The 12,733-nt window shown below is 32.5% G+C and carries 11 protein-coding genes and 2 pseudogenes; 10 read left to right on the forward strand and 3 right to left on the reverse strand.

Annotation, left to right across the window (positions count from 1 at the left end; translation table 11 throughout):
• Positions 1-2: 2 nt before the first annotated feature.
• The 6 genes from LPC11_RS02650 to LPC11_RS02675 all read left to right on the forward strand — a co-directional run bounded on the left by LPC11_RS02650 (position 3) and on the right by LPC11_RS02675 (position 5,843).
• The gene (locus LPC11_RS02650; RefSeq protein ID WP_002467488.1) at positions 3-1,358 is read left to right on the forward strand and encodes an MATE family efflux transporter; all 1,356 of its coding nucleotides are present in this window, start codon (positions 3-5) and stop codon (positions 1,356-1,358) included.
• A 407-nt stretch (positions 1,359-1,765) separates the two neighbouring features.
• A complete protein-coding gene (locus LPC11_RS02655; protein WP_023373851.1) occupies positions 1,766-3,019 on the forward strand; it encodes a copper resistance CopC/CopD family protein in 1,254 nt (417 codons plus the stop codon).
• Between the two features lie 11 nt (positions 3,020-3,030).
• On the forward strand, positions 3,031-3,621 hold the full coding sequence (locus tag LPC11_RS02660; protein WP_002467380.1) for a YcnI family protein: 591 nt from the start codon (positions 3,031-3,033) through the stop codon (positions 3,619-3,621).
• A 188-nt stretch (positions 3,622-3,809) separates the two neighbouring features.
• A complete protein-coding gene (locus LPC11_RS02665; RefSeq protein ID WP_023373849.1) occupies positions 3,810-4,223 on the forward strand; it encodes a DUF2871 domain-containing protein in 414 nt (137 codons plus the stop codon).
• Positions 4,224-4,383: 160 nt separating this feature from the next.
• Complete coding sequence (locus LPC11_RS02670) at positions 4,384-5,418, forward strand: NAD(P)/FAD-dependent oxidoreductase (protein WP_023373848.1); 1,035 nt, start codon at positions 4,384-4,386, stop codon at positions 5,416-5,418.
• 23 nt (positions 5,419-5,441) lie between these two features.
• Positions 5,442-5,843 carry a GNAT family N-acetyltransferase gene (locus tag LPC11_RS02675; RefSeq protein ID WP_023373846.1) on the forward strand — a complete coding sequence of 134 codons (402 nt, stop codon included), beginning with the start codon at positions 5,442-5,444 and terminating at the stop codon, positions 5,841-5,843.
• Positions 5,844-5,909: 66 nt separating this feature from the next.
• Here the strand turns inward: LPC11_RS02675 and LPC11_RS02680 are convergent, their stop codons facing one another.
• The gene (locus LPC11_RS02680) at positions 5,910-6,905 is read right to left on the reverse strand and encodes an acrylyl-CoA reductase family protein (protein ID WP_231307337.1); all 996 of its coding nucleotides are present in this window, start codon (positions 6,903-6,905) and stop codon (positions 5,910-5,912) included.
• A 325-nt stretch (positions 6,906-7,230) separates the two neighbouring features.
• Here LPC11_RS02680 and efeO point away from each other — a divergent pair.
• The 3 genes and pseudogenes from efeO (at position 7,231) to LPC11_RS02695 (ending at position 10,998) form a co-directional block, all read left to right on the forward strand.
• Positions 7,231-8,085: pseudogene (gene efeO, locus LPC11_RS02685) on the forward strand (iron uptake system protein EfeO).
• Positions 8,082-9,308 carry an iron uptake transporter deferrochelatase/peroxidase subunit gene (gene efeB, locus LPC11_RS02690; RefSeq protein WP_023373842.1) on the forward strand — a complete coding sequence of 409 codons (1,227 nt, stop codon included), beginning with the start codon at positions 8,082-8,084 and terminating at the stop codon, positions 9,306-9,308. The pseudogene efeO and the gene efeB overlap by 4 nt, the downstream one beginning before the upstream one ends.
• Entirely contained in the window at positions 9,289-10,998 is a 1,710-nt protein-coding gene (locus LPC11_RS02695; RefSeq protein WP_041613682.1) for an FTR1 family protein, read from the forward strand. Before efeB ends, LPC11_RS02695 begins: the two co-directional genes overlap by 20 nt.
• Positions 10,999-11,020: 22 nt before the next feature.
• Here the strand turns inward: LPC11_RS02695 and tatC are convergent, their stop codons facing one another.
• Both tatC and tatA read right to left on the reverse strand, forming a co-directional pair.
• Entirely contained in the window at positions 11,021-11,755 is a 735-nt protein-coding gene (gene tatC / locus LPC11_RS02700; RefSeq protein ID WP_023373838.1) for a twin-arginine translocase subunit TatC, read from the reverse strand.
• Entirely contained in the window at positions 11,739-11,957 is a 219-nt protein-coding gene (gene tatA / locus LPC11_RS02705; RefSeq protein ID WP_002452415.1) for a twin-arginine translocase TatA/TatE family subunit, read from the reverse strand. Before tatA ends, tatC begins: the two co-directional genes overlap by 17 nt.
• A 244-nt stretch (positions 11,958-12,201) precedes the next feature.
• Between tatA and LPC11_RS02710 the strand changes: the two are divergent.
• Positions 12,202-12,713: pseudogene (locus LPC11_RS02710) on the forward strand (GNAT family N-acetyltransferase).
• Positions 12,714-12,733: the final 20 nt, after the last annotated feature.

The raw sequence follows: 12,733 nt of genomic DNA on the forward strand, positions 1-12,733 counted from the left end.
TAATGAAAGACGAACAATTGTATTTTTTTGAAAAAGCACCAATCTTTAAAGCAATGATGCATTTCTCATTGCCAATGATGATAGGAAGTTTATTAAGTGTAATTTATGGGATTTTAAATGTATATTTCATAGGATTTTTAGATGATAGTCATATGATTTCAGCTATCTCATTAACATTGCCAATCTTTGCAGCTTTGATGGGATTTGGTAATTTATTTGGAGTTGGTGGTGGAACGTATATTTCACGACTATTGGGTGCCAAAGATTATAGTAAAAGCAAATATGTAAGTAGTTTCTCAATATATGGTGGATTACTATTTGGTATTATTATTGCATTAATTACAATACCATTTACAGATCAAATTGCTCAAATATTAGGAGCACATGGTGAAACCATTCATTTCACAAGTGAATATTTAAGAATTATGTTCTTAAGTGCACCATTTGTTATTGTATTCTTTATTTTAGAACAATTTGCACGTGCTGTTGGTGCACCATTTGTATCAATGGCTGGTATGTTAGCAAGTGTTGTATTAAATATGATTTTAGATCCAATATTAATTTTTGGATTTGATTTAAATGTAGTTGGAGCAGCTTTAGGAACAGCAATTTCAAACTTAGTAGCTGCGGTCTTCTTTATCATTTATTTTATGAAAAAAATTGATTCTTTATCTGTAAATATTAAATTTGCCAAACCTACAAAAGAAATGATGGCAGAAATTTTCAAAATTGGTATTCCTGCTTTCTTAATGGTAGTACTTATGGGTGTAACTGGATTAGTATTGAACTTATTCTTAGCTACTTATGGTAACTATGCGATTGCTAGTTATGGTATTCAATTTAGATTAGTACAATTCCCAGAATTAATTATTATGGGGTTAAGTGAAGGGGTTGTACCATTAATTGCTTATAACTTTGTTGCTAATAAATCAAGAATGAAAGATACAGTTAAAGCAGTTATAGTATCTATTTTTGCAATCTTTGCAGTAAGTATGGTAGTTGTGTTCATCTTTGGACACCAAATTATTCAATTATTTAGTACTGATCCACACATTGTTAGTCTAGCAACATTTATGCTACAAGTTACAATGACATCATTACTATTAAATGGTATTGGATTTTTATTTACTGGTATGTTACAAGCAACTGGACAAGGACGTGGTGCAACGATAATGGCTATTTTACAAGGAACAGTCATTATTCCAGTCTTATTCGTTATGAATAGTTTGTTCGGTCTAACTGGTGTAGTATGGTCATTATTAATTGCTGAGACATTATGTGCTTTAGCAGCAATGTTAATCGTTTATTTATTAAGAAATAAACTAACTGTTGATAAAGAAGCCTTATTAGAAGAATAATCATTAGTGTTCAATTGGAGGATGAGACATAACGTTTTTGTGCTTCTGGGAAACCGATTAACGGCGTCCCAAAAGCAGGATTATCGGCAGAAGGGACCCAACATAGAGAAATTGGTATTCCAATTTCTGCAAACAATGCAAGTTGGGCATACGCTCACGATTCGACAAAATTTGGAAAACAATCCAAATGAACAAACTCAACTATTGAGTTTGTAAGAACTACTAACCTATGAATAAGGAAGTAGTTCTTTATCATCGTTCGGTTCTGCTCAAATTCTAAACGCTTTTGTCCCGATCTCCTTTTTGTCTAATTCGTGAACAATTTTTAATATTATTGTGAATGGTACTGGTAATCGTTATGATGTAACGTGGACAGAAAGTTGAAGTAATAAAGATAGGGGGATTCGATGGTACATATTAAAAGGTACCCAAAAATCGTTATTGCTTTAATAATGATTTGTTTTCTTTCGTTGATGCCATCTCTGATGAATGAGGCTTCAGCTCATGCAACTTTGGAAAAGACGAATCCTAAACAAGATGGTGTTGTGAAACACATGCCTGATGAAATTGAATTAGAGTTCAATGAACCTGTTAACTCTAAGTACTCCAATATCACCTTATACAATGATAAAGGAAAAGAATTAGGCAAAGTGAAACCATTGACATCTGGATGGTCTAAAACGTTAGCATTTTCAACTGACAAAGTCGGCAAAGGTACACATACAATTAAATGGCAAGCCATCTCGGCCGATGGACATGAAGTTGGAGACCAATTTGAATTTTCAGTTGGTAAAGTCACTGCGAAAGATATAGATACATCTAATGCTTTTTATGAAGAACCAAGTTTCTGGTTTGGTGTTATGCGATATATTGCAGAAGGCGCTACGATTGTATTAGTTGGTTTCTTTTGGTTGAATCGTATCGCTATACGAAAGCAACTGAAATCGTTTGAACCATTTCCAAAACAGTTTGGTATTGCATTTATGTTGATGATGTCATATGTAATGGCATTATTGCTTTACATGATGACATTAACTTCTGACGTAGTAGATGATATTTTGTCGCTTAATATTGATGTTTTAATGCAATTTCCATTTATTTTAAGCTCAATTGCAATGATATTATTATATGCGTTAATCATAATTAGAAATATGGATCGCATATGGTATGTACTCGTATCATTTGTAATGATTTTAACAATAGCGATGTCTGGTCATGCGTGGTCACAAACATTTCCGATTTGGTCCATTTTGATTAGGACGATACATATAGCAGGTATGACGCTTTGGTTAGGCGCACTTGTATATCTCGTATGGTATGCAATGATTAAGAAGTCATTAGATCAAATGAAGACAGTCCGCTCAATGCTATTTAAAGTAAATGTGATTGCGGTAACGATGATTATCATTTCAGGCGTGCTAATGGCAATTGATGAAACCAATATTTTGGCGATTTGGTCAAATATGCAAACATGGACAACATTAATGTTAGTTAAAATCATAGGTACAATACTTATGATGGCATTAGGATTTTATCAAACTTCAAAAGCACTTGGTAAACGTCAACAAGTCAACCGCATGACATTGATTACAGAATTGGTAATAGGAATCATACTTATTTTTATAGGTGTTATGATGAGTCAAATTAATATTCCAGGTTAAGGAGCAATATTATGTTTAAAAAATTAATATCAATGAGTTTTATTTTATTTTTTGCATTAGGATTGTTTAAAGTGGCAGATGCACATGTCACTTTAAATCCTAATGAGAGTGAACCTAAATCATATGATAAATATGACGTACGTGTTCCTGTAGAACAGAATGACAACACAGTTAAAGTAGAGTTAACAGTACCCAAAGGTGTGAATCTTGAAAATGTAGCACCGGTTGATGGGTTCAAGCATTCTTTTGAAAAAGATAAAAAAGGAAACATCACAAAAGTAACATGGAAAGCAACTGGAAAAGGTATAGGTCCAAATGAATTTATAGAATTTCCAATTGTAGCCGCTAATCCTGACAAAGAAGGCAGTTTTAAATGGAAAGCTGTTCAAACGTATGATAACGGTGACGTCGTTAAATGGGATGGAAAAGAAGATAGTGAACATCCTGCACCAATTACTACTGTGAAAAAAGGTGCTAATCCAAGTGGTTCACATAGTGATCAATCATCAACTACAAGCGGTAGTACGATTGCATTATGGATAGTATCTATTGTCGCAATTTTACTTTCATTAATTGCGATTTTTAAGAAATCACGTAAATAATCATTTCAATTAGAGGTAGAGTTATTTAACCATTGAAGTATCGCTAAATGACATAGCGACATATTTCAACGTTAATTCTCTACCTCTTTTAATATAACTAAAATTTTAAAATAATAATGATGTTGTTGTATTGTCACTTTCATAATGATAAATATGTTCTATAATATAGATGTGAGGGAGGAAACATCATGCGCAGATTATTATACTCATTTTTAATTTATATGATTATTGGGTTATTTAGTGGTTTTTATTATAGAGAATTGACTAAAGCTCATCATTTTACGGGTGATACACAATTATCATTAGTCCATACACATACATTAATTTTAGGTATGTTCATGTTTTTATTATTGCTACCTTTAGAAAAGGTCTTTAAATTAAGTAGTTATTATTTATTTAATTGGTTTTTCGTGATTTACCATATTGGTGTATTAGTTACAATTGGTATGATGACGATCAAAGGTACATATCAAGTCATTGGTAAAACTGTTCCAGCATCTTTCCCTGGTTTTGCAGGTATGGGACATACGGCTATGTTAGCCGCATTATTAATACTGTTTTTCTTATTAAGACAAGCTATCATTAAAGAACCCAGAGATTAAAATGAACTCGTGAGTGCACATACTCACGAGTTTTTTTATGAAGTGATTTGCTTCATATGTCATAGGTCGTGTAGTATAATGAAAAAGTATTAAATGATAATAATTTTCAGTTAAAGTATAAATATATGTTATTTACAGTGTTATTTTAGGGGGAAGCAAAATGGAAGACGTTACAATTATAGGTGGCGGTCCAGCAGGTTTATTTGCAAGCTTTTACTCAGGTTTAAGAGGGATGTCTGTGAGAATCATAGACGTTCAAGATAAATTAGGTGGAAAGATGCAAGTTTACCCAGAAAAAATCATATGGGATATAGGTGGTGTAGCACCGAAACCATGTTATCAAGTTATAGAAGATATGATTCAACAAGGGTTACATTTTAATCCTAAAGTGAATTTAAATGAACGTGTCATAGATATAAGAAAAAAGGCTGAAAGACATTTTGAAGTTGAAACTGAAAAAGGTCACATCTTTCATTCTAAATCAGTCATTTTTGCAATCGGTGGGGGTATTATAAATCCCAAACCATTAAATATCAAAGGGGCAGAAAGATATCAACTGACGAACTTACATTATGTCGTGCAATCATTTGCTAGATTCAAAGGGAAAGATGTTCTTATTTCTGGTGGTGGCAACACTGCATTGGATTGGGCACGTGATATTGCTCAAATTGCGAACAGTGTGACAGTTATTTTTAGAAAACCAGAAGTGTCTGGATATGAAGCAATGACTAAAGTCCTAGAGGATTTAAATGTAACATTGATACCACATACACAAATTAGTGAATTAATAGGTAACGAAGAAGATAAGTATATTCACCAAGTTAAATTAGAAAATGTAGAGAATGGTGATATTTCAATAGCTTCATTTGATGACGTCATTATTAGCCATGGCTTTGATCATGAAAATCCGTTATTAAAGGATTGTACATCGCAATTTGAACTATACGATGAATATCGTGTTAAAGGTTTTGGAAATACAACTACTAATATTCCAGGTATCTTTGCGTGTGGTGACATTGTACATCACGAGGCAAAGGTTCACCTGATTGCGAGTGCTTTTAGTGATGCAGGTAACGCGGCCAATCTTGCTAAAACGTATATTCAACCAGATGCTCCAACGGAAGGCTATGTTTCCAGTCATAATGATATTTTCAAAGAGTCTAATAAAGACATTATCAATCAATATTTATTATAGAAGAAAAATCTGGGGGAGTCATAATGGTAGATATTAAACATTTAGCACCATCTGTAGAAGATTATTTAAAATTAAGAATAGATGCTGGATTAAGTGCGAAGTCCATCGAAGCGGCTCAAAGAGGACTACCTAATGCTTGTTTTAATGTCACTTTATATCATGATTCGTCATTAATAGGTATGGGTAGAATCGTTGGAGATGGAGGAACAGCACTTCAAATTGTGGATATTGCTGTCCATCCAGATTATCAAGGACAAGGGTATGGTCGTACAATTATGGAACACATTATGCAATACGTTTATGATAATGCAGTGAAAGGTACTTATGTAAGTTTAATGGCGGATTATCCCGCTGATAAATTGTATGAAAAATTTGGTTTTCAATCTACAGAACCACATTCAACTGGAATGTATATTTTATTTTAAATATAGTAAAAAGAGGTCCTCGCCAATGTAACGAGGACTCCTTTTAGTTGTAATACAATTATTAGTTTAATTAATGCCAAAATCGATAACGATTCGACCCATGTGTTGGTGATTCATTACGCGTTCAATACCATTTGGTAAGTCATCAAATGCAATGACATCTTTAATATCATGTAATTGTTTTGGTTTTAAATCTTTAGCAAGACGACGCCATACGAGTTTGCGTAGTTTAATTGGCGTGAAGACAGAATCAACACCTAATATACTGATACCTCTTAGAATAAGTGGAAAGACAGAACTTTCGAATTGAGTGCCGCCAGTCATTCCAATAACGGCTATACTACCATTATTATCAAGCTTATTGACGATATTAGCTAAGTTTTCGCCACCAACTGGATCTATAGCAGCCTGCCAAGTTCTTGAACCTAATGCTTTACCATCATATTCAGGTAAACGATCAATAACTTCCTTAGCACCTAATGTTTTCAATTTGTCAGTTGCATCTTTACGTCCAGTACTAGCAACAACACCATAACCTAATTTATCTAACATTAGGACTGATAACATACCAACACCACCAGAGGCACCTCTAACTAATACATTATCCTTTTCTATTGTTAATCCTTCTGTTTCTAATCGCTCAATAGCTAAACCAGCTGTGTAACCAGCAGTACCATAAATCATAGCTTCTTCTAAAGTTAATTCTTCAGGTAAATCGATAATCCATTCACTCTTTACACGAGCATATTCACTGAATCCACCGAATTGACTCACACCTAAATCATAACTTGTCACAATAACTTTATCCCCAACATAATGACCTGGGGCATTAGATTCTACAATTTCACCCGATAAATCAATACCTGGTACCATTGGATATTGTTTAACAATTGCATTTCGATCTTGGGTAGCTAATGCATCTTTATAGTTAATACTAGAGTAATGTACCTTGATAAGCACATCCCCTTCAGGTAAATCATCTATAGTTATTTGCTTAAAATCTGCAGAGACCTTTCCTTCATCATCTCTATCTACGACATAAGCTTTAAATTTATCTGTCAAAACATGTCACTCCTTCAATATTATTGACCTTCATTATAAATTGTAAACCTACTTATTAAAATGATTACTACTTTCCTTATTTATGTTTAGCAAAATAATGCCATAGTTATTTTAATATAAAATGAAGTGAAATTGCATAAAGTTTTAGAAATTAAAATGTTAAAAAAACTGTCTCATAAAAATTGAAAAGAATTGTTGTTGACACATTTAAAATAGACCCATATAATTATTTTGATAATGATTATCAATTGATATTACATAGATAAAAATATTCTGTATATTTAGTGCGACAAATCAACGTGAAAAATTTAGAAGAGGTGTAGGAATGAAGAAATTACCAGTAATTTTATTAACGTCGTCTTTACTTTTAGCAGCATGTGGCAATAACAGTGATAGTGGTAAAGATAATTCTAGTAAGAGTAGTAATAATAGTGAAAACAAAGCTGAATTAAAAGAAGCTACTAAAAAATATGAAAAATATACTGATAAACAATTAGATGAATTCTTAAAAGGTACTCAACAGTTTGTAGATGCGATTGACAATAATGATATGGATAAAGCGAAAGAATTATATCCTAAAGTACGTATGTATTATGAACGTTCAGAGCCTGTTGCAGAAGCATTTGGCGATTTAGATCCAAAAATTGATGCACGTTTAGCAGATATGAAAGAAGAAAAGAAAGAAAAAGAATGGTCTGGTTAACATAAAATAGAGAAACAATTATATCAAGATAACACAATAGACGATACAACTAAGAAAGATGCACAACAATTATTAAAAGATGCTAAAGAGCTACACGCTAAGGCAGATACTTTAGATATTACACCTAAGTTAATGTTACAGGGATCAGTAGACTTATTAAATGAAGTATCAACGTCTAAAATTACTGGTGAAGAAGAAATCTATTCTCACACAGATTTATATGACTTCAAAGCTAATATCGAAGGCGCACAAAAGATTTATGAACTATTCAAACCAACATTAGAGAAAAAAGATAAAAAATTGAGTGCCGATATTCAAAAGAACTTTGACAAAGTTAATGAATTACTTGATAAATATAAAGATGGTGATGGGTACAAATCTTATAGCGAGGTAACTAAGAAAGATAGAAAAGCACTTTCAGATGCAGTCAATTCTTTAGGAGAACCACTAAGTAAGATGGCTGTGGTTACAGAATGAGTAAAATAGATAATCAATCATCGTCATCTGTTTCAAGACGTTCATTTTTAAAAATGATGGGTATTGGTGGAGCTGGCGTTGTCATTGGCGCAAGTGGAGCGGGAAGTGTATTTTCATTTAAGTCAATGTTTGATACGCCAGAAGATGAAGAAAAAGATGCATATGAATTTTATGGCAAAGTACAAGCAGGCATAACAACACCAACGCAAAAAACATGTAATTTTGTATCGTTAGAACTTAAATCTAAAGATAAAAGCGCCATTAAGGATATGTTTAAACAATGGACTAAAATGGCGGCAAATATGACTGACGGCGATGCAGTAGAAAAGGATAGTAAGAATCCTTTATTACCACCCGTTGATACTGGCGAAGCAATTGGTTTAGGCGCTAGTAAATTGACTTTAACATTTGGTGTGAGTAAATCATTTATGAAAAAGCTAGGTCTTTCTGACAAAATACGAAAAGATTATAAAGATTTACCACATTTTCCAAATGATCAAATCGACGAAGACTATAGCGATGGTGACATCATGATTCAAGCTTGTTCTAATGATGAGCAAGTGACATTTCATGCTGTACATAACTTAATTCGTCCGTTTAGAGATTTAGTCAAAGTAAAATGGTCACAAAACGGATTTGTATCAGTCAAAGGTAAAGAAACACCAAGAAATCTAATGGCATTTAAGGATGGTACAGTTAATCCGCGTAAGACGAATGAATACAAAGATTATGTGTTTATTAATGACGGTTGGGCTAAAAATGGCACATATTGTATTATTCGACGCATTCAAATTCACATCGAAACATGGGATCGTACTGCATTAGAAGAACAAGAAGCTACTTTCGGTAGAAAAAGAAGCTCAGGTGCACCGCTAACAGGTAAAAAAGAATTTGATGAGTTGGATCTAAAAGCTAAGGATAGTACAGGAGAATATGTCATTCCAGAAGACGCCCATGCACGATTGGCAAGAGAAGCGAAAACTTCAATTAAAAGACGTGCGTATAATTATACTGCGGGTACTAACGAGAAAACAGGTAATTTAGAAACAGGATTATTATTTATCTGTTTCCAAAAATCTCCACAACAATTTATTGATATACAGAATCATCTAGGTCATAAAGACAAGTTGAATGAATATATTACGCATAGAGGTACTGCTACATTTATCGTATTGCCAGGCGTACAAAAGGGAGGCTACCTAGGTGAAACACTATTTAATTAAAATAGTAGTGATATTCATGATTGGCCTAACTATTTTTAAATTTACACCTGCACATGCCGAATCTGCTTCAATGAGCGAAACATATGTTGCGATTACTGATGCCAAATCGACAATTGCAGACAAAGATAAAAGCCAATCTGATAAAGCCAAAGCATTAAAAGACGTTAAAAAAGAAATTAAAGCTTTAAAGATTAATGATAGCAAAGAAGGCAAACAAGTTAATAGCAAGTTGAAAGAAGTGGAGAATGCTTCATCAGACGATGCTAAAGCGGACAAACTTGGTGAACTGACTAAAGCACTTATTGCTTATGAAAACCAACAATCTTCTAAAGATGCTTCAGGAAAGATTAAGGGATTACAACAAGCAGTTGATGCTAAAGACGCACCAATGAAAAAAGCCATCAAAGATAAAAATCATACAGAACTACAATCATTAAATAATGATTTAAATTCGATATGGACGAGTAATGAAACAGTCATTAGAAATTATGATGATGGTAAATATGGCCAAATTGAAGTTAATTTAATGCAATTAAGAGTTGCCATTCAAAAAGAACCACTAGATACCGACAAAGTTAAATCAGCATGGTCAACGTTTAAGGACAGTATTGATACAGTTGATCAGAAGCAGTCAGATTCAGACTCAGATAAGTATAAAGTTACTCAACTTAATGAAGAATTAGATAAAGCAATTGCTGGTATCAATGACAATGATTTAGACAAAGCAGATGCATCATTATCGCAATTTGTTAAAATCTGGCCATATGTCGAAGGTAAAATTCAAACTAAAAACAGTAGTTTATATACTAAAATAGAAGATAAAATTCCTTACTATCAAAGTATTTTAGATTATTCTAATAAAGACCGTGTGAAAAAAGGGTTACAAGAATTAAATTCAGAAATCAAAGATACGGTCGGACAAGGTGAGTATTCATTTGTAGATGTCATGATTATTTTCCTACGTGAAGGTATCGAGGTATTATTAATTATCATGACCTTAACAACGATGACACGTAAAGTTAAGGATGTTAAAGGAACGTCTAGTGTAGTGGGCGGTGCCTTATTAGGTCTTATTTTAAGTATTGGACTAGGTATTACCTTTATCTATACGATTGGTAATAATGGCGTCGTAAGAGAAGGTATGGAAGCTATTTTAGGTATCGTAGCAGTGGTGTTAATGTATGTTGTTGGTATTTGGATGCATCGAAGATCAAATGCTCAACGTTGGAATGAAATGATTCAGAACATGTATAACAATGCGATGAGTAACGGTAATTTAATATTACTAGGTACAATTGGATTAATTTCAGTATTACGAGAAGGTGTCGAAGTTATTATCTTCTATATGGGAATGATTGGTAGTATTACTACAAAAGATTTTATTCTTGGTATAGGATTAGCAATCATAATATTAATTATCTTCGCATTTGCATTTAGATTTATCGTGAAACTTATACCTGTACGATTCATATTTAGAGTACTATCTATCTTAATATTTGTTATGACATTTAAAATGTTAGGTGTAAGTATTCAAAAATTACAATTGTTAGGCTATATGCCTCAGCATAGTATTGAAGGATTACCAACATTGAGTTGGATTGGTTTCTACCCAAGTGTTGAAACAATTATTGCTCAAGTCATATTAATCATACTTATTCTTGTGTTTGTTTTATACAATCGTAAGAAATAAATAAACATCTCGAATGAAGATATTAAACTTCGTTCGAGATGTTTTGCTTTTTATATGTGATTTTGGCGATGAGCATACTAAATTCAAATAAAATAATTAAAGGTAATGTTAATAATAAATTAAGTACTAAATCAGGTGGTGCAATGATACTAGCAACTACAAAACAGGCAAAATAAATATATTTTCGGTATGTACCTAATTGTCGTGGATCGATCAAACCAAAATGTGCTAATCCCAAAAATAGTACTGGAATTTGAAATAAGAAACCAAAGACAAGTAGCCATCTTATGAGTTCTCCTAAATAAGCTTTTAAACCTATGATTGGTTCGATACTAAGTGCATCTGATAAATTAATTGAAAAATTAATAATCAACGGAAAACCTATAAAAAAGGCAAATATAACGCCAAGAATAAATAGAACTGCACAGAAGATACTATATTTATAGATAAATTTGCGTTCATGTTGATGTAATCCTGGTGCGATAAATGCCCATAGTTGATAGAAAATCATTGGTGCAATAATACAAAGTGCGACCGTAAATATAATCATAATATAAATTTGTATGGTTTCGGTAAATGAGAATGTGTGCAACGTCACATCAGAACGTTTTATATAATGTAAAAAAGGTTTAACCCACCAATGTGACGTCAGATAAGTTATCACTGTTGCGACAATAAAGGCAATCAGTATACGTACTAATCGTTGTCGTAGTTCAGTAAAATGGTCTAATAATGTTGAATTATTTTGATTGTTCACGTTGTGATTTTGATGCTTTACTGGGTGTGTCTGTAGAATCGTCGTCCATGTGTTCAGCAGCGGATTTAAATTCTTTTAGCGTTGATCCAATAGCACGCCCGAATTGTGGTAATTTCGTCGGTCCAAAAATGATTAATGCGATAATACTAATGATGACAAGACTAGTTGGTCCAGTAATTCCTAATACAAACAAATTTTCCATTTAATTCCATCCTTTATGAGTGTGATTGATTAATTATAACTTTATACTTATTGATAAAGATTATCAATAAATAATTTGATTTTCGGAAAGATTTTTTAACCATATACCCTCAGAATCGATATGAGATACTTAAAGTCCAAAGTTATTGCTACGGTTATGAAAATAAATAATAATAGATGAATTTTTTTAAAAAATAAGATAAAGTATTGTTAATCTACACGATTAAAGGGGGATTTATATAATCATGAAACAAATAAGGGAAGTAAGTATTGAAGAAGTTGAAGCATTACAAAAAATATCGATAGATACATTTTATGAAACATTTGGACCATATTATACAGAGGATAATTTACAAAGGTACTTTGATAGTGCATTTAATATGGAGACTTTAAAAAAAGAATTGCAAGAACCACTCTCATTTTATTATTTTTTTACTGAAGATGACGACATTGTTGGGTATACAAAATTTAATGTTGATGATGCACAAACTGAACCACATGGTCCGATTATTTAGAAGTTCAACGTATTTACTTTTATCAATCACACCAAGGTGGAGGCAGAGGCAAGAAATTAATAGAACTAGCTGTTGAGAAGGCAAAAGCGTTTGGGAAATCAAAAATTTGGTTAGGCGTATGGGAAAATAATCCCCAAGCCATTAAGTTTTATGAATCAAGAGGATTTGTTGAAACAGGACACCATGAATTTATTACAGGTGATGTTGTAGATAGAGATATTATCATGGAAAAGGAATTATAATTTTGTATATATCTATGATT

Origin of the sequence: Staphylococcus sp. HL28, from assembly GCF_021117155.1 — a bacterium.
Classification (GTDB): domain Bacteria; phylum Bacillota; class Bacilli; order Staphylococcales; family Staphylococcaceae; genus Staphylococcus; species Staphylococcus warneri.